Below are 21,554 nucleotides of genomic sequence, written 5' to 3' on the forward strand. Positions count from 1 at the left end.
CCCGCCCCTTCCGCACGCCCGCACGCCGGGTGCTCAGCCCGGCTGCTCCGTGACCGCCACCGGACGGCCAGCGTCGCTCGACCACTCGCTCCACGACCCCGGGTACAGCGCGGCCGGCACGCCCGCCACCTCCAGCGCCAGGACCTGGTGCGCCGCCGTCACCCCCGACCCGCAGTACACGGCCGTGTCCCGCTCCCCCGCGCCCAGCGCGCGGAACCGCTCCGCCAGCTCCGCGGCCGGCCGGAACCGCCCGTCCGGGCCGACGTTCTCGGTGGTCGGCGCCGACACCGCACCCGGGACGTGCCCCGCGCGCGGGTCGACCGGCTCCGTCTCGCCGCGGTAGCGCTCTCCCGACCGGGCGTCCAGCAGCAGGCCGTTACGCGCCCACGCCGCCGCGCCGTCCCCGTCGATCGTCGGCAACTGACCCGGGACGGGCTTGAAGTCGCCCTCCTCCTCGGCCGGCACCTCGGCCGTCACCGGGAGCCCGACAGCCGACCACGCCGCGTAACCGCCGTCCAGGACCCGCACGTCACGGTGCCCCGCCCAGCGCAGCAGCCACCAGGCACGGGCCGCCGACAGCGAGGGCCCGCCGTCGTACACCACGACCGGGCGGTCGGCGGCGACACCGAAGCGGCGCATCGCTGCGCCGAACTGCTCCGGGTCCGGCAGGGGGTGGCGCCCGCCACGGCCGGGGGCACCGGGCGGGGCCGCGAGGTCCCGGTCCAGGTCGACGAAGTGCGCGCCCGGCAGGTGCCCGGCCCGGTACTCCTCCGCGGCCGTCGGGCCTCCCGCGGCCGCACCGACCAGCTGGTAGCGCACGTCCAGCAGCACCGGCGGACGCGACGAGGCGAGCGCCTCCCGCAGCCCGGCCGCGGAGATCAGCGGGGAACCGTCGTTGTAGGTGGTCATGCGGGCCATTGTCGCGCAGCGCGGCCGAACCGCCGCTCTTTGTGCGGTCTTTGCCGGAATTTCCGCGCGGCCGCAGGGTTGGTCCCGCGCCGGAGTGGAAGCATCACCCTCGCGTGCGCGAATTCCGTGCGCCAACCGCCCGTGAGGAGGCCCGCATTGCCCGCGGTGAAACTCCGGCTCGCCCAGGGCACGCCCTGCTGGGTCAGCCTGCTGACCGACGACCTGGCCGGCGCCCGCGCGTTCTACGGCGACCTGCTCGGCTGGAGCTACTCCCCAGGACCGGCCCAACTCGGCGACTACGTCCGGGCCGAGCTCGACGGGGAGCCGGTCGCCGGCCTCGGCGTCTCCAGTGCCATCGGCTTCCCGGTGCAGTGGACGACCTACTTCGCCGTGGACAGCGCCGACTCCGCCGCCCAGCTGGTGCGCGAGTGCGGCGGCACCGTCGCCGTCGGGCCCGTCCAGGCCGAACGCGCCGGACGGATGGCCATCGCCGCCGACGTCTCCGGCGCCGTCTTCGGCCTGTGGCAGGGCGAGGAGCACGTCGGCCGCGAAGCCGGCCCCGAACCCGGCGGCCCCGCGTGGGCCGAACTGCTCACCTCCGACGCCGAGGGCGCCGCCGCGTTCTACGGCACCGTCCTCGGCCGCGCCTTCCGGCCCGGCGGCGAGGAATCCGCGCTGCTCGTGGACGGCCGACCGGTCGCGGGCATCCGGCACGGCGCCGAACTGCGCGGCCACCCGCCCCGCTGGCGGATCCACTTCGCCGTCCGCGACACCGCGCTCGCCGTCCGGCGCGCCACCGAACTCGGCGGCCGGGTCCTGGTCGAGCCGCACGACACCGCGCGCGGCCGGGCCGCCCGGCTGGCCGACCCGCAGGGCGGGCGCTTCTCCGTCCTCGAAGTCCTCGAACCCCGCTAGCGCCGGCCGGCGGTACCGCGTTACGACTGGGGCTGCTCGAAGGGGAGCACGTCCGGGGATAGCACCGAAGCGCGGGCGGTCGCCGCGGTCAGCCGGCGGCGGTGGTGCCGGCGGCACAGCACCTCGTAGCCGACCTCGTCCTCCTTCACCGAGATGTCGCCGATCACGACCTGCGCGCCCTCGACGACCATCACGCCGCCGACCGTCCGCGCGTTGTGGGTGGCCCGCGCGCCGCACCAGCACAGCGCCTCGACCTGCAGCACCTCGACCCGGTCGGCCAGCTCGATCAGCCGCTGCGAGCCCGGGAACAGCCGGGTCCGGAAGTCCGTCGTGATCCCGAACGTGTAGACGTCGATGTCCAGTTCGTCCACCACCCGGGCCAGCTGGTCGACCTGCCCGGCCGCGAAGAACTGGGCCTCGTCGCAGATCAGGTAGTCCACCCGGCCGCCGGCCGACAACCGCTGCACCACGTGCGCGTGGAAGTCGAAGTCGTCGGTCACCTCGACGGCCTCGGCGCGCAGGCCGAGCCGGCTGGAGATGGTCGCCGCACCGGCCCGGTCGTGTCGGGTCAGGATGATCCCCTGCCGGCCGCGGGCGGTGTGGTTGTGGTCCATCTGCAGCGCCAGTGTCGACTTGCCGCAGTCCATCGTGCCCGAGAAGAACACCAGTTCAGCCATGGGTGGAGCAAGGGCCTTTCACATCAAGGGACTTCGGGCACCGGGAAAGCGGTGGCAGCGGTGCCGCGGGCGGCATCGGCGGCGTCGTCGGGGTGGGCGGCATCGGCGGCATAGCTCAGGCGCGCACTTCGAGCAACGGCACGAACTGCTCGACCGGGGTCATCGAGCCGTGCAGACCGATCATCGCCGACTCGCCGGGCTCGTTGCGGGAGGCGATGATCGCGACGTCGTCCCGGGCCGCGGCGACCACGTCGCCGATCCGCGCGTGAACGCGCTCGTCCACGACCGGGCCGAACCAGCCCGACGCGATCGCCTCGTCCCGCGTCGCCACCCACATCCGGTCACCGAGCACCTCGCTCCAGACGGTGTGGACGTCGGCCGCGGCGCCCGGCACCGCGTACACGTGCCGGGCGCGACCCTCGCCGCCCAGCAGGGCCACGCCCGCGCCGAGCTCCCAGTCCTCGTCGAAGTCGATCCGGTCCTCCGGCGCGATGTCGATCATGCCGTGGTCGGCCGTGACGTACATCGCCGAGCGCGGCGGCAGCTGCTCGGCCAGCCGCCGGGCCAGCCGGTCCACCGCGTCCAGGGTCATCCGCCACTCGTCGGAGTCCACGCCGAAGCGGTGGCCCGCGCCGTCCAGCTCGCTGACGTACGTGTACACCAGCGCCCGGTCGTGCTCGGCCAGCCAGGCCGCGGCCCGGTCCATCCGCTCCTCGCCGGTGGTCCGGCCCATGAACGTGCCGCCGGACAGCGCCACCCTCGTCAGCGGGGTCTGCGCGAACAGCGGGGACGACACCTGCGCCGTCGCCACCCCGGCCGCGTGGGTCCGCTCGAAGACCGTCGGATACGGCTGCCAGGCGGCCGGGTCCGTCGGCGGCTGCCAGCGCAACTGGTTCATCAGGTAACCGGCGCCCGGCACCGCCACCGTGTAGCCGGCCAGGCCGTGCAGCCCCGGCGCGGTGCCGGTGCCCACCGAGGCCAGCGAGGTCGCCGTCGTCGACGGGAAGCCGGCCGTCAGCGGACGGCCCGTGCCACCCATCGAACTGCCCGCGAGCGAGGACAGGAACGGCGCGTACTCCGGGTGGCGCAGCAACAGCTCCCAGCCGAGGCCGTCCACCAGGAACACCACCACGCGGTCGGCCGGGGCGATCGGCAGCGTCGCCGAGAAGCCCTCGACGCCCAACCCCGCCGCGACCGAGGGCAGCAGGTCGCAGAGCGAGCCGCTGCCGTAGGCGGGCGCGGGGGCGGAGGCGGGATCGAGGATCTCGAAGGCGTCATAGCCGTCGGAAGGTGCGAAAGACATGGATCCGGTTTCGTGGCGGTCGTCGGCGCGGTCGTCAGCGGTCGTGCGGGCGGGCGGTCGCGGCGGTCGGGTGGCGGGGCTCGGACGACGGTGGGACTCAGGCCCGCGGGCCGTTGCTCACCGTCGCGTCCGACAGCGCCCGGGCGAACACCAGCGCCTGCGCGACCGTCTCCGGGCCGTCGCCGGCCTCGCTCACCCGCAGTGACAGGTCGTCAGCCGTCGCCGAACCCGTGTAGCCGTGGTCCGCCTCGCAGTTCGGATCCGAGCAGCCCGCCGGCTCCAGGTCCAGCCGCTGCACCGCACCCCAGCCGATCGTCAGCACGACCTCGCGCGGCAGCGTGCCCGGTGTGTAGGTCTCCGGGTTCGCCACCATCCGGCTCACCACGACCGAACCGATCCGATCCAGCCGGACGCTCTCCGTCGACGTCGTCGCGAGCGGCACCGACGGGCTCGCGGCGTCCCCGGTCTGCTCGTCCGTGTGGCTCACCACGAAGCGGGTCGGGGTCAGCACCAGCACGGTCACGTGGCGGCGCACCTCGTTGGCATCGAACGTCGTCTCCTGGTGCACCAGGTACGAACTGATCGGCTCCGGGCCAACCGCGGACTCCACCGCTTCGGACACCAGGGCCGGGTAGTAGCCGCTGCGCTCGATCGCCGAGCGCAGGTCCTGAGTGGTGGTGGTACCGGTCTTCGCCATAACTCCATCCTGGCATGGTCCGCCGACGAAGCGGGCGGCGCGGCGCCGAGCTTCGGACAACAGCGCCCACGGGCAGGCGCAACCAAGGAAGGTTACAGGCTGCTCATGGCGCGCGGGCCCAGATCACTGCGGACGGGCAGCGGCGCGATGCGCACCCGTGCCCCCAGGATCGCCAGCCCGTGCGGGGCCACGACCACCGGTTCGAGATCCACCGACGCGACCTCCGGCAGGTCGTCCACCAGCCGCGACACCCGCAGCAGCAGTTCCTCCAGCGCGCCCGTGTCCACCGCCTCCGCGCCCCGCCAGCCGAACAGCAGCGGAGCCGCCCGGACCTCCCGGATCAGCCCGGCGACGTCCTGATCGGTGGCCGGAACCAGCCGGTGCGCGACATCGCCCAGGAGTTCGGCCGGAGCCCCCGCCAGACCGAAGGACAGGATCGCGCCCACCGCCGGGTCGACCGTGGCGCCGATCACGGTGTCCACCCCCCGCGGGGCCAGCCGCTGCACCACCAGCTCCGCCTGCGCGGCCCCGCCGAGCAGGGCGTCCAGCTCGCGGTGCGCCCGGCGCAGGCCCGGCTCCCCGGTCAGGTCCAGGCGGACGCTGCCCAGGTCGGGGCGGTGGCGCAAGTGCGGCGCGGTCGCCTTGAGCGCCACCGGGTAACCCAGCGCCGAGGCCGCCCGCACCGCGGTCTCCTCGTCCGGGGCGGGCAGGGTCGGCGAGACGTCGATGCCGTAGTGGGCCAGCAGCGCGCGGGCCTGCGCGTCCGGCAGCGTGATCCGGGCGCCGCCCGGCTGCGTGCGGATCAAGAGCGAGCGGCGCGTGGCGCCTCGAACGAGGGTCGTGGTGGGCGACGGGCGGGAGACAGCGACCCGCGTGTTCAGCACCGCGTCCACCAGCACCCGGGCCCCCGGCTCGTCGATCCGGTCCAGCTCCGGCACCCGGGCCGTCTCCTCCGCCTCCGCCGTCCGGCGCCGCCACTGCGCGTAGTGCACCGCGTGGGCGAGGGCCCGCACCGCCCGCTCGGGCGCCGCGAACGCCGGGATGCCGCCCGGGCGCAGCCGCAGCGGCAGATCGGTCAGCGCCAGGTGCGCCAACACCAGAGGCTTGCCCAACTCCCTTGCCCGCTCGCCGGCTTCGAGCAGCGCGGTGGCGATCTCCGGATCGTCCGAACCCATCTCCGGATCCTCCGGGCCGGCCAGCCGGCCGCCCATGAACGCGTGCGCCGACGTGCCGATCGGCGGGATCGCGACGGCGATCACCGCGTCCACGGCGGGATCGGAGAGCGCGACGTCCAGCGCGATCCGGAAGTTCTCGCCGGTCGCGCCGGTGGTCAGGTCGACGGGCGTCCGGGGGCGCAGGCCCGCGCTCAGGCAGGCGTCGTACGTCAGCAGGCCCAGCGAGTCCGAATTGCCGACCACGGCGACCCGGTCCCCCGGCGGCAGCGGCTGCTGGACCAGCAACTCACCCGTGTCGTACAGCTCGGTGATCGTCTCCACCCGGGTGACCCCGGCCTGCTCGAACAGCGCGTCCACCGTCGCGTCCTGCAGCCCCGTCGCCGTGGCCGGGACGGCGTGGCCCGGCGGCAGGCTCCCGGTGTGGCGCGCGCCCTTCACCACGACCACCGGCTTCGCCTCGGCCAGGCGGCGGGCGATCCGGGTGAACTTGCGCGGGTTGCCGAACGACTCCAGGTAGAGCAGCACCACCTCGGTCGCGTCGTCCTCCGCCCAGTACTGCAGGAAGTCGTTGCCGGAGACGTCCGACCGGTTGCCGACCGACGCGAACGACGAGACGCCCAGCCCCCTGCGGTGCGCCGCCTCCAGCAGCGCCACCCCGATCGCGCCGGACTGGCAGAAGATCCCGAAACCCCCGCGCCGCGGCAGGTGCGGCGCCAGCGAGGCGTTCAACGGCTGCTCGGGATCCGTGTTGATCAGGCCGAAGGCGTTCGGGCCGATCACCCGCATCCCCGCCGCCCGGGCCTGGCGCACCAGCGCCCGCTGGCGGTCGCGGCCCTCCGGACCCGTCTCCGCGTACCCCGCCGTCACCACCACCAGGCCCTGCACCCCGTGCGCGCCGCACTGGGCGACCGTCTCCGGCACCGCGCTCTCGGGAACGGCGATCACGGCCAGGTCCACCGGGCCCGGGACCTCCAGGATCGAGCGGTACACCGGGACGCCGTCCAGCTCCGTCCCGACCGGGGCCTTGCGGTTCACCGCGTAGACCGGACGCACGGCGCGCTTCCCGTCCCCGTTTCCTTCGACCGGCTCACCCTCGAAACGGCGACTGTCGAACTCGGCGTCGAAACTACCGAGCAGATCCCGCAGCAACGCCCGGCCCACCGTCTGCGGATTGCGCGAGACCCCGATCACCGCCACCGACCGCGGCGTGAGCAGCCGCTGCACCGAACGCGCCTCCGCACGGTGCTCCCGCGCCCGCATCACCGCCAGCGAGCGGTCCGTCTGCTCCAGGTCGAACTCCAGGTGCACCACGCCGTCCGCGAAACTCCGGCGCTGCGTGTAACCGGCATCCGTGAAGACCTTCACCATCTTCCGGTTCTCCGGCAGCACCTCCGCCTGGAAGCGACGGATCCCCCGCTCCTGCGCCACCGCCGCGATGTGCTCCAGCAACGCCGACGCCACCCCGCGGCCCTGGTGCGCGTCCTGCACCAGGAACGCCACCTCGGCATCCGTCCCGGTTTCCGACGGACGGCCCTCGGCGTCGATCCGGTCGTACCGCACCGTCGCGATGAATCGGTCCCGGACCACCACGGCCAGCGCCACCCGGTTCACGAAATCGTGGTGCGTGAACCGGCGCACGTCCCTGTCCGAGAGCTTCGGATAGGGCGCGAAGAAACGGAAGTACTTCGACTGGTCCGAGACCTGCTCGTAGAACTCCACCAGCCGTCCGGCATCGGCGGGAGTGATCGGCCGGATCCGGGCCGTGCCACCGTCGCGCAGCAGGATGTCGGCCTCCCAGTGCTGCGGATAGTCCGGATGCCCTGGGTGCTGCGCCGCCGCGGAGTCGTCCACGATCGTCAGGTTATCCGGCGGCGGGCCGAATGGCGCCCGGCGTGCACGCGCGGCAGGGTGGGCAGGGCCGCTGGCCGGGCCTTATGCGCGGAAAATGCCCCGAAAAGAAACAATCACAACTCCCGAACGCGGCGGCTCGCAGAGGTCGACTGCATGCAACACTGGTCTAGACAACATGGCCGCTTCCCCGAGCACGGCCGTGACCAGCTGCACCGGAAAGGCACGTCTCATGGCCGAGCGCCGCGTCACCATCGGTTGGCCCGAGGGCCTGCACGCCCGTCCCGCATCCATCTTCGTCCGGGCCGTCACGGCCACCGGCGTGCCGATCACCATCGCCAAGCCCGGCGGCAACCCCGTCAACGCCGCCTCCATGCTCGGCCTGCTCGCGCTCGGCGCCCAGGGCGGCGAAGAGGTCGTCCTCGCCACCGAGGCCGAGAACGCCGACGAGGCCCTCGACCGCCTCGCCAAGCTCGTCGCCGAAGGCCTCGAAGAGCTCCCCGCCGCCGCCTGAGCGGGCGGACCAGCCCGAGAGGGGTGCACCGCAGCGCGGTGCACCCCTCTCGGCATCGCGACTGCCGATGTCAGCCCTTGACGCAGACGACCTGCTTCAGGTGGGCGACCACCTCGACGAGGTCCTTCTGCTGCTCGATGACCTTCTCGATGGACTTGTAGGCACCCGGGATCTCGTCCACGACGCCGCTGTCCTTGCGGCACTCCACGCCCTTGGTCTGCTCGACCAGGTCGCTCGTGGTGAACCGCCGCTTCGCGGCGGTCCGGCTCATCTTCCGGCCGGCGCCGTGCGAGGCCGAGTTGAACGCCGCCGCGTTGCCGAGGCCGCGGACGATGTAGGAACCGGTACCCATCGAGCCCGGGATGATCCCGTAGTCGCCGGAGCCGGCCCGGATCGCACCCTTGCGGGTCACGAGCAGGTCGACGCCGCCGTAGCGCTCCTCGGCAACGTAGTTGTGGTGGCAGCTGATGACCTCGTCGAAGGTGACCTTCGCCTTCACGAACTCCCGGCGGACGACGTCCTGGAAGAGCGTCATCATCATCGCGCGGTTGTTCGTCGCGTACTCCTGGGCCCAGAAGAGGTCCTGGCGGTAGGCCGCCATCTGCGGGGTCTGCGCGATGAACACCGCGAGATCCCGGTCCACCAGCCCCTGGTTGTGCGGCAGCGAGCGGGCGACGCCCATGTGGTGCTCCGCGAGCTCCTTGCCGATGTTGCGCGATCCCGAGTGCAGCATCAGCCACACAGAACCTGACGTATCGACACAGACCTCCACGAAGTGGTTGCCTCCGCCGAGGGTTCCCATCTGCTGCATGGCTCGTTCCCGGCGCCACTTCACCTCCGGGGCCACACCGTCGAACCGCTGCCAGAAGTCGTCCCACCCCGCCGTCGCGAAGCCGTGGAGCTTGCGCGGGTCGACCGGGTCGGTGTGGAGGCCGCGGCCCACCGGGATGGCCTGCTCGATCTTGGCGCGGAGGCGGGACAGGTCGTCCGGGAGGTCCTTGGCGGTGAGGGAGGTCTTCACCGCACTCATTCCGCAGCCGATGTCCACGCCGACCGCCGCCGGGCAGACGGCGTCCTTCATGGCGATGACGGAGCCGACCGTCGCGCCCTTGCCCAGGTGGACGTCGGGCATGACGGCGAGGCCGTGGAGCCACGGCAGCGAGCTGATGTTGCGCAGCTGCTGCATGGCCTGGCCCTCGACGGTGGCCGGGTCGGTCCACATCCGGATCGGGACCCGGATTCCGGGCACCTCGGTGTACGACATGGGTGTTCGACCTCCAAGGTCGCTCGGTCCAGAAGGAGTTGCCACACGAAAATGAGAATCCCGGTGTGGCGCGGGGAAGTTCAGGGGTGGGGCTCAGACGCCCAGGGCGGCACAGCGGGAGTACGGCCTTGGGGAGCGTCGTCGTATGGTTCGCTCGACCCGCATGGTGACCGCCTCCCTTCGTTCGTCGCAGTTCGCTTCGCACGTGTTGTGTGCCGGGGAACATCTATCCACGGAACGGCCGGGGCCCGCAACGGATTTAGAAACGCGCCAGGCCCGCCGGAGCGGCGAGCGCTCCGGCGGGCCTGGCTGCGGCCGGCGGAAGGGGTCAGCTGACGACCGTGACCTCGCCGATGCCGAGCTTGCGCACGTCGTCCGCGATCACGGCGGCGTCGCCGACCAGCACGGTGACCAGGCGGTCCGGCGGGAAGGCGGCGACGACGGCCTCGGTGGCCTCGGCGGTGGGCAGTTCGGCGAGGCGGCGGTAGACCTCGGCCTGGTAGTCGTCGGGCAGGTGCTGCTCGACCTGGTCCGCGAGGGTGCCGGCGACCGAGCCCGCGGTCTCGTACTTGAGCGGGGCGACGCCGACCAGGAACTGCACGGCCTCGTCGCGCTCGGCGTCGGTGAGGCCCTCGGCGGCGAGGGTGCGCAGGATCGTCCAGGCGTCCTTGAGCGCCGGGGCGGTGGAGGCGGTGTCCACCGAGCCGCTGATGGCGAGCAGGGCGCGCCCGCTGCCGTCGGCGGCCGAGCGCAGCGGCTGGGCGAAGGAGCGGACGCCGTAGGTGTAGCCCTTCTCCTCGCGCAGGACGCGGTCGAGGCGGGAGGTGAGGGTGCCACCGAGGCAGTAGGTGCCGAGGGTCTGGGCGGGCCAGTCGGGGTGGTGGCGGTCGGGGCCGATGCGGCCGATGAGGAGCTGGGTCTGGACGGAGTCGGGCCGGTCGACGATGACGACGCGGCCGTGGTCGTCGGCGGTGACGGGGGCGTGGACGGAGGGCGCGGCGGCGGTGCCGGTCCAGGTGCCGAGGGTGCTCTCCAGGAGCGCGGGCAGGTCGACGCCGGTGAGATCGCCGACCACGACGACGGTGCTGGTGGCGGGCCGGACGTGGGCGTCGTAGAAGGCCTTGACGGCGGCGCGGTCGATGGACTTGACCGTGTCGGCGGTGCCGCTGCGGGGGCGGGAGAGGCGGTCGGCGGCGTCGAAGAGCTCGGCGTAGAGGGCCTTGGCGGCGCGCCGGGCGGGGTTGGCCTGCTCGTGGACGATCTCGTCGAGGCGGTTGGCGACGAGCCGCTCGATCTCGTCCTCGGGGAGGGCGGGGGCGCGCAGGGCGTCCGCGAGGAGGGCGAGACCGCGCTGGAGGCGGGAGGCGGGGACTTCGAGCGAGACGCGGATGCAGGGGTGGTCGGCGTGGGCGTCGAGGGTGGCGCCGGCGCGCTCGAGTTCGCCGGCGAACTCCTCGGCGGTGAGGGTGTCGGTGCCTTCGCTGAGGGCACGGGCGAGGATGGCGGCGACGCCGTCGAGGCCGACCGGTTCGGCGGCGAGCGGGGCGTCGAGGAGGACCTCGACGGCGACGAGCTGCTGGCCGGGGCGGTGGCAGTGCAGGACGGTGATGCCGTTGGCCAGGGCGGTGCGCTCGGGGGCGGGGAACGCCCAGGGGCTGGGGGTGCCGGGCCTGGGCTGGGGGTGGAAGGTCATCGCGGGGACGTAGTCGGTGCTCATACGGCGGCACCCTCCTCTTCGGAAGCGGCGTCGGAAGCGGCGTCGGTGTCGGCCGTGGTCGGCTCGTAGACGAGGACGGCCCGGTTGTCGGGGTGGAGCCGGGCCTTCGCGACCGCCCGGACCTCCTCGGCGGTGACGTCGAGGACCTTGGGGAGGGCGTCGTTGAGCAGCTTGGGGTCCCCGAACAGGACGGCGTAGCGGCAGAGTTCGTCGGCGCGGCCGGCGACGGTGGTGAGCCGGTCGAGCCATTCGCGCTCGATCTGGGCCTGGGCGCGTTCGAGTTCCTCGGGGGTGGGGCCCTCGGCGGCGAAGCGGGCGAGTTCCTCGTCGACGGCGGTGTCGATCTGCTGGACGGTGGCGTCGCCGGAGGTCTTGACGTCGAGCCAGCCGAGGCTGGGGGCGCCGGCGAGGCGGAGCAGGCCGAAGCCGGCGGCGACGGCGGTGCGGTCGCGGCGCACGAGGCGGTTGTAGAGGCGGCTGGATTCGCCGCTGCCGAGGATGGTGAGGGCGAGGTCGGCGGCGTCCGCCTCGCGGGTGCCGTCGTGCGGGAGGCGGTAGGCGGCCATGAGGGCGCGGGAGGGGACGTCCTCGTGGATCTCCTCGCGCAGTTCCCGCCCGATGGTGTCGGGGAGTTCGCCGGAGCGCGGGGGCTGCTTGCCGTCGTGGCCGGGGATGCTGGCGAAGTACTTCTCGACCCAGGCGACGGTCTGCTCGGGGTCGATGTCGCCGACGATGGAGAGCACGGCGTTGTTGGGCGCGTAGTAGGTGCGGAAGAACGTGCGGGCGTCCTCCAGCGTGGCCGCGTCGAGGTCGGCCATGGAGCCGATGGGGGTGTGGTGGTACGGGTGGCCGTCGGGGAAGGAGAGCGCGGTGAGCTTCTCGAAGGCGGTGCCGTAGGGGACGTTGTCGTAGCGCTGGCGGCGCTCGTTCTTGACGACGTCCCGCTGGTTCTCCATGGAGGTCTCGTCGAGTGCGGCGAGGAGGGAGCCCATGCGGTCGGCCTCCAGCCAGAGGGCGAGCTCCAGCTGGTGGGCGGGCATGGTCTCGAAGTAGTTGGTGCGCTCGAAGCTGGTGGTGCCGTTGAGCGAGCCGCCGGCGCCCTGGACGAGCTCGAAGTGGCCGTTGTTGGAGACGTTGGCCGAGCCCTGGAACATGAGGTGTTCGAAGAGGTGGGCGAGGCCGGTGCGGCCCTTGACCTCGTGGCGCGAGCCGACGTCGTACCAGAGGCAGACCGCGGCGACCGGCGTGAGGTGGTCCTCGGAGAGGACGACGCGCAGGCCGTTGGCCAGGCGGTGCTCGGTGATGGCGATGCCTCGGCTGGAGGCGGGGGCCGGGTTGGCCATGCGCTCGGGTCCTTCCCGTCGTCGATGTCGGGGTTCGTGTGGCGTCCCCCATTGTGGTGCAACGCGCGGGGGGCGCGGATGTGTCCGCGCGGAGGGGGCGTTCGCCAGGGGCGGAAGAGGGGCGCTGGCCGGGAGTGTCGGTGCGAGGGTCCACAATGGGGGCGCCGCGCCCTGTCCCCCGTCCTTTCAGACAGGGACAGCCGGCATGACGACAGAGACTGACCGAGACACAGAGCAAGCGAGACGTAAGGGAGCCCCGCCGCGATGGCCCGCCGCAGTTCGCAGACCCCGCCGCCCGGAGACTTCGAGGAGCGGATCCTCGATGTCGACGTCGTGGACGAGATGCAGGGCTCCTTCCTGGAGTACGCCTACTCGGTGATCTACTCGCGCGCGCTGCCCGACGCGCGGGACGGTCTGAAGCCGGTGCACCGGCGGATCCTGTACCAGGCCAACGAGATGGGCCTGCGTCCGGAGCGCGCGCACGTGAAGTGCGCCCGTGTGGTGGGCGAGGTGATGGGCCGGCTGCACCCGCACGGCGACGCGTCGATCTACGACTCCGTCGTCCGGATGGCGCAGCCGTTCTCGATGCGGCTGCCGCTGATCGACGGGCACGGGAACTTCGGTTCGCTGGGCAACGACGACCCGCCGGCGGCGATGCGCTACACCGAGTCGCGGCTGACGGCCGCGGCGATGGCGATGGTGGAGTCGATCCACGAGGACACCGTCGACTTCGGGCCCAACTACGACGGCAGCGAGCAGGAGCCGCTGGCGCTGCCGGCGGCGTTCCCGAACCTGCTGGTGAACGGCGCGACGGGCATCGCGGTGGGCATGGCGACGAACATGCCGCCGCACAACCTGTCCGAGGTGGTGGCCGCGGCGCGGCACCTGATCAAGCACCCGAACGCGGACCTGGACACGCTGATGCGGTTCGTGCCGGGTCCGGACCTGCCGACGGGCGGGCGGATCGTGGGCCTGGCGGGGATCCGGGACGCGTACGAGTCGGGCCGCGGGACGTTCAAGATCCGGGCTACGGCGACGGTGGAGGCGGTGACGGCGCGCCGCAAGGGCATCGTCGTGACGGAGCTGCCGTACAACGTCGGCCCGGAGAAGGTCATCTCGAAGATCAAGGACCTGGTCAACGCGAAGAAGCTGCAGGGCATCGCGGACGTCAAGGACCTGACCGACCGCGAGCACGGGCTGCGGCTGGTGATCGAGGTGAAGAACGGCTTCGTGCCGGAGGCCCTCCTGGAGCAGCTGTACAAGCTGACGCCGATGGAGGAGACGTTCGGCATCAACAACGTGGCGCTGGTGGACGGCCAGCCGCTGACGCTGGGGCTGAAGGAGCTGCTGGAGGTGTACGTCGACCACCGGTTCACGGTGGTGCGGCGGCGCAGCGACTTCCGCCGGCGCAAGCGCGAGGAGCGCCTGCACCTGGTCGAGGGCCTGCTGGTGGCGCTGGTCGACATCGACGAGGTGATCGCGATCATCCGGTCGAGCGACAACGCGGGGCAGGCGAAGGAGCGTCTGATGGAGCGCTTCTCGCTGTCGCAGACGCAGACGGCGTACATCCTGGACACGCCGCTGCGCCGGCTGACCCGGTTCGACCGGGTCGAGCTGGAGCAGGAGCAGGCGAAGCTGCTGTCGGAGATCGCGGACCTGCGGGAGATCCTGGAGTCGGACGCGAAGCTGCGCAGCGTGGTGTCGTCCGAACTGGGCGCGGTGGGCAAGCAGTTCGGGACGGAGCGGCGGACGGTGCTGCTGGAGGCGGGCGCGGTGCCGACGGCGGCGCTGGCGGTGCCGCTGGAGGTGGCGGACGATCCGTGCCGGGTGCTGTTGTCGTCGACGGGTCTGCTGGCGCGGACGGCGGACGGGGAGCCGTTCGAGGTGTCGGAGGCGCGGGCGAAGCACGACGTGATCGTGTCGGCGGTACCGGCGACGGCGCGGGCGGACGTGGGCGTGGTGACGTCGGCGGGCCGGGTGCTGCGGCTGCCGGTGATCGATCTGCCGGCGCTGCCGCCGACGCCGTCGCCGACGCTGGCGGGCGGGGCGGCGGTCGGGGAGTTCCTGCGGCTGGAGACCGGTGAGCGGGTGCTGGCGCTGACGACGCTGGACGAGTCGTCGCCGGGGCTGGCGCTGGGCACGGTGCAGGGCGTGGTGAAGCGGGTGGTGCCGGAGTGGCCCGCGAACAAGGACGAGTTCGAGGTGATCGCCCTCAAGGAGGGTGACGAGCTGGTGGGTGCGGTGGAGTTGCGCACCGGCGAGGAGGACCTGGTCTTCATCACGTCGGACGCGCAGCTGCTGCGGTACCCGGCGGGTCAGGTGCGTCCGCAGGGTCGTCCGGCGGGTGGCATGGCGGGGATCAAGCTGGCGGACGGGGCGCGGGTGCTGTCGTTCACGGCGGTGGATCCGGCGGCGGACGCGGTGGTCGTGTCGGTGGCGGGTGCGTCGGGGACGTTGACGGGCGAGGAGCAGTCGACGTGGAAGGTGACGCCGTTCGAGCAGTACCCGCGCAAGGGGCGGGCGACGGGCGGTGTCCGCTGCCAGCGGTTCCTGCGCGGTGAGGACGTGCTGGCGTTCGCTTGGGCGGGTGCGGTGCCGGCCCGGGCGGCGACGGCGAAGGGTGCTCCGGTGGAGCTGCCGGAGCGGGATCCGCGCCGGGACGGTTCGGGCACGCCGGTGACGACGCCGATCGCGGTGGTCGCGGGTCCGGCGTGACCGGCGGGTCGCTCGTGAGCGCGTGAGCGGAGGAGGGGTGCCCGTCGGGTGCCCCTCCTCCGCCGTTCCGGGGCCGGTGGGCGGTGCCCGTCACGCGCGGGGCGGCCGGGAGGGCTGAGGGTAGCCTTGCCCGCGTGAGCACCTGTGCGACGCGGTCGCGTGAACTTTCGGAGCCGCTGGCCGCCACGGCGGCGGTGGCGACCACCTGGCTGCTGGTGGAGCAGAACGGGCCGTGGGGCGCGAAGGCGCTGGGCGAGAGCCACCTGGACGCGGGGACCGGGCGCGCGTTGGAGGCCGCCACGGCCGGGACGGGCGTGCGGGTGGCCCTGATCCGCCGGCCGGGCCGGCACGCGGACTGCCTGCCGACGCCGCAGCACGAGGTGATCGTGGCGCACACGGTGCCGGGCCGCGGCTGGGTGCGCCGGGGCGCGGTGGCCGATCCGGCGGAGCTGCTGGCGCTGGACTTCGCGGCGCTGGGCGTGGGCGACCACACGGGTTTCGGCGCGGAGCACGTGGGCGGGCCGGTGGCGCTGGTGTGCACGAACGGGCGGCGGGACCGCTGCTGCGCGCTGCTGGGCCGGCCCTTGGCGGCGGACCTGGCGGCGGCGGGTCACAGCGAGGTGTGGGAGGTGACGCACCTGGGCGGTCACCGCTTCTCCCCCACGATGCTGGTGCTGCCGTCCGGTTACGCGTACGGGCGGCTGACGGCGGAGACGGCCAAGGAGGTGCTGGCGGCGACGGCGGCGGGGCACATGGCGCCGCAGTGGTCGCGGGGCTGCTCGGGCTGGGAGCGGCCGGGCCAGGCGGCGGACCACGCGGTGCGGCTGGCGATCGGCGAGACGCGGGTGGACGCGCTGACCGTGGTGCAGCGGCCGGACGGCGAGGGCCGCTGGCTGGTCACGGTGCTGCACGCGGACGGCCGGGCGTGGGAGGTGGACGTGCTGGAGGGCCGGAGCGAGCCGCCGCGTCCGGAGAGCTGCGGGAAGGCGGAGGGCACGCCGTCGCGGATGGACGTGCTGAGCGTGCGGGGCGTCTGAGGCGGACGCACCCGAAAGCTGCGGCCCCGCGCCCGTGGGGGTGAGCGCGGGACCGCCGTTCCGGTCCGGGGTCAGCCGGTGGCCTTGCCGACGAACTCCGTGGTGTAGGTGCGGGAGAGGTCGATCGAGCCCTCCTTGCCCTTCACGTCCGGGTGGAAGGCGGCGAGGACGGCGAGGACGGTCCTGGGCCCGTCGGCCGGCATCACGCCGTCCGTGGTGAACATCGGCAGCGTCGACTTGATCGCGGCCGCGTACTGCTCGGCGCCGCCCTGCGCGTAGTCGGCGGGCATCTTCGCGGCGATCTCCTCGGGGGTGTGCGTGGACATCCACTTGAGGGTCTTCACGAAGGCGTTGGTGAGCTTCTGGGTGGTGTCCTTGTTCTTCTCCACCCAGTCGGTGACCATGTAGAGCGAGGACGACGGGTAGAGGCCGCCGAGCGCCTGGCGCGAGCCCTCGGGGGTGCGCATGTCGTAGAGGACCTTGCCGAGGCCCTTGTCGAGGACGTTGGCGACGGTCGGGTCGGTGGTCATCCCGGCGTCGATGCTGCCCTGCTGGAGCGCGGCGACGAAGGTCTGGCCGGCGCCGACGGCGATCGGGCTGAAGTCGCTGACGGAGGCGCCGTTCTTGACCGCGAGGTACTTGGTGAGGAAGTCGGTCGAGGAGCCGATGCTGGTGACGCCGAGCTTCCTGCCCTTGAAGTCGGCGCCGGACTTGATCGCGTCGGCCTGCTTGGCGGAGACGAGTTCGACCTCGCCGGGGGCCTGGGCGAACTGGACGACGGACTCGACGTTCTTGCCCTTGGCCTGCAGGTCGATGGTGTGGTCGTAGAAGCCGACGGCGCCCTGGACGTCGCCGGCGAGCAGGGCGGTGGTGGCGTTGACGCCGGCGGGCTCGGTGAGCAGCTCGACGTTGACGCCGGCGTCGGCGAAGTAGCCGAGCTGCTGGGTGAGCATCGCGGGGAGGTAGATGACCTTGTCCAGGCCGCCGACCATGATCTTGACCTTGGGGCCGTCGACCTGCCGGCCGGCCGGGGCGGCGGCGCCGTGGGCCGAGGTGGCGGCGTCGTTGGCGCAGGCGGAGAGCGGGAGGAGGAGGGCGGCGGCGAGGGCGGCGGCAGCGGCTCTGCCGGTCGGGTTCGGGCGCATGGGTGGGGGTGCCTCTCTACTGCGGAGGGGGATTCAGCGGCCGTCGCCCGCGTCGGCGGGCTTCCAGCGGAAGAGCTTCTTCTCGGCGAAGGTCAGCAGGCCTTCGGTCAGCAGCGCGACGACGGCGAGGATCGTCATCGCGGCGTACACACCGGCCGCGTTGAAGGTGCCCTGGGCGGCGGCGACGAGCAGGCCGAGGCCCTTGGTGGCGCCGATGTACTCGCCGACGATGGCGCCGATCAGCGCGAAGCCGAAGCTGACGTGGAGGCTGGTGAAGATCCACGTGGTGGCGGCCGGGATGACGACCTGGAGGGTGACCTTGCGGTTGTCCGCGCCGAGGATCCGGGCGTTGTCGACGAGGTTGCGGTCCACCTCGCGGGCGCCCTGGAAGGCGTTGAAGAACACCGGGAAGAACACCAGCACCACCGCGGAGGCGACCTTGGAGGCCGGGCCGAGGCCGAACCAGATCAGGAAGATCGGCGCGAGGACGATGCGCGGGATCGCGTTGAGCACCTTGACGTAGGGCCCGAACACATCGGCAAGGAAGCGGATCCGGCCGAGCGCGATGCCCAGCAGCACACCGGCGACGACGCCGATCACCCAGCCGGTGAGGGCCTCGTAGAGGGTGTAGCCGATCTGCTCGCCGAGCGAGCCCTGGGCGGTGCCGTGGGTGATCCACTGCCAGATCTGGTCCCAGATCCTGGACGGCTGGGAGAAGTTGAACGGGTCGATGACCTTCGTCCGGGCGCACACCTCCCACAGGCCCAGGAAGGCGGCGAGCACCGCGAACCGGGCGGCGTACACGCCCAACCTCCGGTTGCGGGCGGCCCGTTCGCGGGCCTCGGTTCTACTGGTGGGGGCGGCCGGTGCGCCGGGCACGGCCGACGCGGTCTCAAGCGGCACGACCCGCTCCTCTCTCCCGGGTGATGCGCACCTCTTCGCCGAGCGAGGCCCAGATCTCGCGGTACAGCTCGACGAACCTCGGTTCCAGGCGGACGGCCTCCACGGTGCGCGGTCGCGGCAGGTCGACGGTGAAGACCTCCTTGACGGTCGCCGGACCGGCGGTCATCACGACCACGCGGTCGGCGAGCGCGATGGCCTCGTCGAGGTCGTGCGTCACGAAGACGACGGACGCCGCGTTGTTGGAGGAACCGGTACCGGCCCACAGCTCCAGCAACTGGTCGGACATGAGCGCACGGGTCTGCACGTCCAGCGCCGAGAACGGCTCGTCCATCAGCAGGATGTCCGGGTCGTTGACGAAGGTCTGGGCGAGCGCGACGCGCTTGCGCATGCCGCCGGACAGCTGGTGCGGGTAGCGGTCCTCGAAGGCGCCGAGCCCGACCCGGCCGAGCCAGTCGCGGGCCCGTTCCCTGGCCTCGGCGGCGGGCACGCCGCGGAAGCGCGGGCCGGCCATGACGTTCGACAGGACGGTGCGCCAGGGGAAGACGGCGTCCTGCTGGAAGACGAACCCGACCCGGGGGTGGATCCCGTGGACCGGCTCCCCGTACACCCGGGCCTCGCCCTCGGTGGGCTCCTCCAGGCCGCTGACCAGCGTCAGCGTGGTGGACTTGCCACAGCCGGTCGGGCCGACGACGGCGACGAACTCGCCCTGGGCGACGGTCAGGTCGAGATCGCGGACGGCGGTGTGCAGGGCCCCCGAGGGGGTGCGGAACCGTTTGGTGGCGCCGATCAGCTCGATCGCCGGTGTGGTACTCATCGTGACCTCCGGGGTCAGTGCTTGCCCCGAGAAGGTAGGAGCGGGCCGGGCCCCGGCGGGAGGCTTCTCCGCGTAGTGCGACTTCTCCGCATTGAGGGGTGTTCTGCTCGTTTTGCTTCCGCTACAACTGCGGGGACGCGGCTGACAGAAACACGCCGGAAACGTAGGGTGTCCCGACCCCCAGTCCAGCCCCAGTCCAGCCCCGGTCCCCGCCCACACGCCCACGGCCGCCGAGAGGAGGCCCGGATGAAGCTCCCCCGCTGGCCCCGCCGGGTCTTCGCGCAGCTACTGCTCAGCCAGACCGTCGTCACCGTCGGTGTCACCGCCGTGACCGCCGGGCTGTTCCTCGCCCCGGTCAGCAGCGAGCTCGACCACGACGCGATGCAGCGCGCCCTGTCCATCGCCCAGGCCACCGCCACCGACGAGGTGATCGCCCGGGCCGCCGCCGCCCGTGACTCCGCGACGGTCCAGCGCAACGCCGAGCAGATCCGCCTGGCCACCGGCGCGAGCTTCGTCGTGGTCACCGACCTGGACGGGATCCGGCTCTCGCACACCGACCCGGACCGGATCGGCCAACGGGTCAGCACCGACCCGGAGCCCGCCCTCAGCGGGCTCAGCGTCACCGCGATCCAGCAGGGCACGCTGGGCCGCACCGCGCGCGGGAAGGTGCCGCTGCGGCTCGCGGACGGGCGGATCGTCGGCGAGGTCTCGGTCGGCATCAGCGACGACTCGATCCGCCGTCGGCTGCTGAAGATGCTGACCGGGATCCTGCTGTGCGCGGGCGCCGGCCTGGCCGCGGGCACCGTCGCGACGCTGGTGCTGGCCCGGCGGCTCAAGCGCCGGACGCACAACATCGCGCTCGCCGACATCTCGGCGCTGCTGGTGGAGCGGGAGGCGATGCTGCACGGCATCCGCGAGGGCATGGTGGCGCTGGACGAGCGCGGCCGGATCCGGCTGGCCAACGACGAGGCGGTGCGCCTGCTGGGCCTGCCGCCGGACTGCACCGGCCGCCGCACCGACGAGGTGCTGCCGCCGGGACGGCTGGCGGACGTGCTGGCCGGGCGGATCACCGGCCCGGACCTGCCCGCCGTCCGGGACGACCGGGTGCTCGTCGTGAACCGCACGGCGACCGCCGAGGGCGCGGTGGTGACGCTGCGCGACCGCACCGAGCTGGAGTCCCTCGTCCGCGAGCTGGACACGACCCGCAGCCTCACCGAGGCGCTGCGGGCGCAGGACCACGAGCACGCCAACCGGATGCACACGCTGCTGGGACTGCTGGAGCTGGGCCGCCACGAGCAGGCGGTGGCGTTCATCTCGGAGCAGTCCGGCTCCCACGCGGCCGTCGCGGCGCGGATCGCCGAGCAGGTGCAGGACCCGCACGTGGCGGCGCTGCTGGCGGGCAAGTCCGCGGTGGCGGGCGAGCGCGGGGTGCGGCTGGTGCTGGCCCCGGCGGCGCACCTGCCGGACGCGGTGGTGGACGCGCGGGCGCTGGTGACGGTGCTCGGCAACCTGGTCGACAACGCGGTGGACGCGCTGGCGCCGGGCGGGGGCGGCCGGGTGGAGGTGACACTGGCGGCGGCGGGCTCCACGCTGCTGCTCCAGGTCGCGGACAGCGGCCCGGGCGTGCCGGAGGAACTGCGCGAGCAGGTCTTCGAGGAGGGGTGGAGCAGCAAGGACGCGCCCGCGCACCGTCCGCGCGGGCTGGGGCTGGCGATGGTGCGGCGGCTGGTGGAGCGCACCGGCGGCCGGATCGTGCTCGACGCGGGGCCGCTGGGCGGCGCCCGGTTCACGGTCGAGCTGCCGGAGGCCCTGCTCACCACCCGGCTCGTGGAGGCGTGATGATCGACGTACTCGTGGTGGACGACGACTTCCGGGTCGCGGACGTGCACGCCGCCTACGTGGCGAAGGTGCCCGGCTTCCGGGTGACGGGCACGGCGCACTCGGCCGGGGAGGCGCTGGCGGCGCTGGAGCGCCGTCCGGTGGACCTGCTGCTGCTCGACCACCACCTGCCGGACGAGACGGGCCTGGCGCTGGTGCGCCGGCTGCGGGAGCGGCAGGTGGCGTGCGACGTGATGATGGTGACGGCCGCCCGGGACGTGTCGACGGTGCACGCGGCGATGCAGCACGGCGCACTGCAGTACCTGGTCAAGCCGTTCACCTTCGCGGGGCTGCGCGAGAAGCTCACGGCGTACGCGCAGCTGCGGCACGCGCTGGCCGGTCCGGCGGCGCGGGAGGCGGGCCAGGAGGAGGTGGACCGGCTGTTCGCGACCCTGCGCAGTGCCGCGTCCCCGGCCGGCGCGCTGCCGAAGGGGCACTCGGCGCCGACGACGGACCTGGTGCTCGGGGTGCTGCGCCGGGCGGGCCGGCCGCTGTCCGCGCAGGAGGTGGCCGACGGGACGGGGCTGAGCCGTTCGACGGCGCAGCGCTACCTCAAGCAGTTGGAGCGGGAGAGCCGGCTGCGCCTGACGCTGCGCTACGGCGACACCGGGCGCCCGGAGCACCGGTACGGTCTGGCGGCCCGGTCCTGAGCACGGGGGAACCCCGGCGGCCCCAGGCCCGCCGGGGTTCCCCGGGGTGC

General features: G+C 73.1%; 17 protein-coding genes. 6 read left to right on the plus strand and 11 right to left on the minus strand.

Annotated features, from left to right (window positions below):
* Positions 1-33: 33 nt before the first annotated feature.
* Positions 34-909, minus strand: coding sequence for a sulfurtransferase (locus PUR71_RS02455; protein ID WP_329924624.1), 876 nt, complete (start codon positions 907-909; stop codon positions 34-36).
* A 165-nt stretch (positions 910-1,074) separates the two neighbouring features.
* On the opposite strand from PUR71_RS02455, the gene PUR71_RS02460 reads away from it, so the two are divergent.
* Positions 1,075-1,824, plus strand: coding sequence for a VOC family protein (locus PUR71_RS02460; protein ID WP_329924674.1), 750 nt, complete (start codon positions 1,075-1,077; stop codon positions 1,822-1,824).
* Positions 1,825-1,844: 20 nt separating this feature from the next.
* Here PUR71_RS02460 and PUR71_RS02465 read toward each other — a convergent pair whose 3' ends face one another.
* From PUR71_RS02465 to PUR71_RS02480, 4 genes are all read right to left on the minus strand, one after another.
* The gene (locus PUR71_RS02465) at positions 1,845-2,501 is read right to left on the minus strand and encodes a thymidine kinase (RefSeq protein WP_329924625.1); all 657 of its coding nucleotides are present in this window, start codon (positions 2,499-2,501) and stop codon (positions 1,845-1,847) included.
* 115 nt (positions 2,502-2,616) lie between these two features.
* On the minus strand, positions 2,617-3,804 hold the full coding sequence (locus PUR71_RS02470) for an alkaline phosphatase family protein (protein ID WP_329924626.1): 1,188 nt from the start codon (positions 3,802-3,804) through the stop codon (positions 2,617-2,619).
* A 97-nt stretch (positions 3,805-3,901) separates the two neighbouring features.
* Positions 3,902-4,501, minus strand: a complete 600-nt coding sequence (locus PUR71_RS02475) for a DUF5998 family protein (protein ID WP_329924627.1) — start codon at positions 4,499-4,501, stop codon at positions 3,902-3,904.
* A 92-nt stretch (positions 4,502-4,593) separates the two neighbouring features.
* Positions 4,594-7,527: a bifunctional acetate--CoA ligase family protein/GNAT family N-acetyltransferase gene (locus PUR71_RS02480; protein WP_329924628.1), complete on the minus strand. Its 2,934-nt coding sequence runs from the start codon at positions 7,525-7,527 to the stop codon at positions 4,594-4,596.
* Positions 7,528-7,756: 229 nt separating this feature from the next.
* Here PUR71_RS02480 and PUR71_RS02485 point away from each other — a divergent pair, with 229 nt between their 5' ends.
* Positions 7,757-8,038, plus strand: a complete 282-nt coding sequence (locus PUR71_RS02485) for an HPr family phosphocarrier protein (protein WP_329924629.1) — start codon at positions 7,757-7,759, stop codon at positions 8,036-8,038.
* A 70-nt stretch (positions 8,039-8,108) separates the two neighbouring features.
* Here the strand turns inward: PUR71_RS02485 and PUR71_RS02490 are convergent, their stop codons facing one another.
* The 3 genes from PUR71_RS02490 to PUR71_RS02500 all read right to left on the minus strand — a co-directional run bounded on the left by PUR71_RS02490 (position 8,109) and on the right by PUR71_RS02500 (position 12,362).
* Complete coding sequence (locus PUR71_RS02490; RefSeq protein ID WP_329924630.1) at positions 8,109-9,302, minus strand: RtcB family protein; 1,194 nt, start codon at positions 9,300-9,302, stop codon at positions 8,109-8,111.
* Positions 9,303-9,630: 328 nt separating this feature from the next.
* Positions 9,631-10,995 carry a M16 family metallopeptidase gene (locus tag PUR71_RS02495; RefSeq protein ID WP_329924675.1) on the minus strand — a complete coding sequence of 455 codons (1,365 nt, stop codon included), beginning with the start codon at positions 10,993-10,995 and terminating at the stop codon, positions 9,631-9,633.
* A gap of 20 nt (positions 10,996-11,015) precedes the next feature.
* The gene (locus tag PUR71_RS02500; protein ID WP_329924631.1) at positions 11,016-12,362 is read right to left on the minus strand and encodes a M16 family metallopeptidase; all 1,347 of its coding nucleotides are present in this window, start codon (positions 12,360-12,362) and stop codon (positions 11,016-11,018) included.
* A gap of 264 nt (positions 12,363-12,626) precedes the next feature.
* Here PUR71_RS02500 and PUR71_RS02505 point away from each other — a divergent pair, with 264 nt between their 5' ends.
* Positions 12,627-15,077 carry a DNA gyrase/topoisomerase IV subunit A gene (locus PUR71_RS02505; protein WP_329924632.1) on the plus strand — a complete coding sequence of 817 codons (2,451 nt, stop codon included), beginning with the start codon at positions 12,627-12,629 and terminating at the stop codon, positions 15,075-15,077.
* 134 nt (positions 15,078-15,211) lie between these two features.
* Positions 15,212-16,114 carry a sucrase ferredoxin gene (locus PUR71_RS02510; RefSeq protein ID WP_329924633.1) on the plus strand — a complete coding sequence of 301 codons (903 nt, stop codon included), beginning with the start codon at positions 15,212-15,214 and terminating at the stop codon, positions 16,112-16,114.
* Between the two features lie 71 nt (positions 16,115-16,185).
* Here PUR71_RS02510 and PUR71_RS02515 read toward each other — a convergent pair whose 3' ends face one another.
* Genes PUR71_RS02515 through PUR71_RS02525 form a run of 3 tightly spaced genes read right to left on the minus strand, consistent with a single transcriptional unit; the run spans position 16,186 to position 18,976 of the window.
* A complete protein-coding gene (locus PUR71_RS02515; RefSeq protein WP_329924634.1) occupies positions 16,186-17,259 on the minus strand; it encodes an ABC transporter substrate-binding protein in 1,074 nt (357 codons plus the stop codon).
* A gap of 33 nt (positions 17,260-17,292) precedes the next feature.
* A complete protein-coding gene (locus tag PUR71_RS02520) occupies positions 17,293-18,162 on the minus strand; it encodes an ABC transporter permease (protein WP_443077327.1) in 870 nt (289 codons plus the stop codon).
* Positions 18,152-18,976, minus strand: coding sequence for an ABC transporter ATP-binding protein (locus PUR71_RS02525; RefSeq protein ID WP_329924635.1), 825 nt, complete (start codon positions 18,974-18,976; stop codon positions 18,152-18,154). Before PUR71_RS02525 ends, PUR71_RS02520 begins: the two co-directional genes overlap by 11 nt.
* Positions 18,977-19,222: 246 nt before the next feature.
* Here PUR71_RS02525 and PUR71_RS02530 point away from each other — a divergent pair, with 246 nt between their 5' ends.
* Both PUR71_RS02530 and PUR71_RS02535 read left to right on the plus strand, forming a co-directional pair.
* Entirely contained in the window at positions 19,223-20,815 is a 1,593-nt protein-coding gene (locus PUR71_RS02530; protein WP_329924636.1) for a sensor histidine kinase, read from the plus strand.
* Positions 20,815-21,504 (plus strand): response regulator, encoded by a 690-nt coding sequence (locus PUR71_RS02535; RefSeq protein ID WP_329924637.1) that lies wholly within the window; start codon positions 20,815-20,817, stop codon positions 21,502-21,504. The genes PUR71_RS02530 and PUR71_RS02535 overlap by 1 nt, the downstream gene beginning before the upstream one ends.
* Positions 21,505-21,554: the final 50 nt, after the last annotated feature.

The sequence above is a fragment of the Streptomyces sp. SP17BM10 genome (genome assembly GCF_036322405.1).
Classification (GTDB): domain Bacteria; phylum Actinomycetota; class Actinomycetes; order Streptomycetales; family Streptomycetaceae; genus Kitasatospora.

What these genes read in the sequence shown, in the direction of transcription:
- PUR71_RS02455 (WP_329924624.1), bottom strand. Translation starts at nt 909, where the DNA reads ATGACCACCTACAACGACGGTTCCCCGCTGATCTCCGCGGCCGGGCTG.
- PUR71_RS02465 (WP_329924625.1), bottom strand. Translation starts at nt 2,501, where the DNA reads ATGGCTGAACTGGTGTTCTTCTCGGGCACGATGGACTGCGGCAAGTCG.
- PUR71_RS02470 (WP_329924626.1), bottom strand. Translation starts at nt 3,804, where the DNA reads ATGTCTTTCGCACCTTCCGACGGCTATGACGCCTTCGAGATCCTCGAT.
- PUR71_RS02475 (WP_329924627.1), bottom strand. Translation starts at nt 4,501, where the DNA reads ATGGCGAAGACCGGTACCACCACCACTCAGGACCTGCGCTCGGCGATC.
- PUR71_RS02485 (WP_329924629.1), top strand. Translation starts at nt 7,757, where the DNA reads ATGGCCGAGCGCCGCGTCACCATCGGTTGGCCCGAGGGCCTGCACGCC.
- PUR71_RS02490 (WP_329924630.1), bottom strand. Translation starts at nt 9,302, where the DNA reads ATGTCGTACACCGAGGTGCCCGGAATCCGGGTCCCGATCCGGATGTGG.
- PUR71_RS02495 (WP_329924675.1), bottom strand. Translation starts at nt 10,995, where the DNA reads ATGACCTTCCACCCCCAGCCCAGGCCCGGCACCCCCAGCCCCTGGGCG.
- PUR71_RS02500 (WP_329924631.1), bottom strand. Translation starts at nt 12,362, where the DNA reads ATGGCCAACCCGGCCCCCGCCTCCAGCCGAGGCATCGCCATCACCGAG.
- PUR71_RS02505 (WP_329924632.1), top strand. Translation starts at nt 12,627, where the DNA reads ATGGCCCGCCGCAGTTCGCAGACCCCGCCGCCCGGAGACTTCGAGGAG.
- PUR71_RS02515 (WP_329924634.1), bottom strand. Translation starts at nt 17,259, where the DNA reads ATGCGCCCGAACCCGACCGGCAGAGCCGCTGCCGCCGCCCTCGCCGCC.
- PUR71_RS02525 (WP_329924635.1), bottom strand. Translation starts at nt 18,976, where the DNA reads ATGAGTACCACACCGGCGATCGAGCTGATCGGCGCCACCAAACGGTTC.
- PUR71_RS02530 (WP_329924636.1), top strand. Translation starts at nt 19,223, where the DNA reads ATGAAGCTCCCCCGCTGGCCCCGCCGGGTCTTCGCGCAGCTACTGCTC.
- PUR71_RS02535 (WP_329924637.1), top strand. Translation starts at nt 20,815, where the DNA reads ATGATCGACGTACTCGTGGTGGACGACGACTTCCGGGTCGCGGACGTG.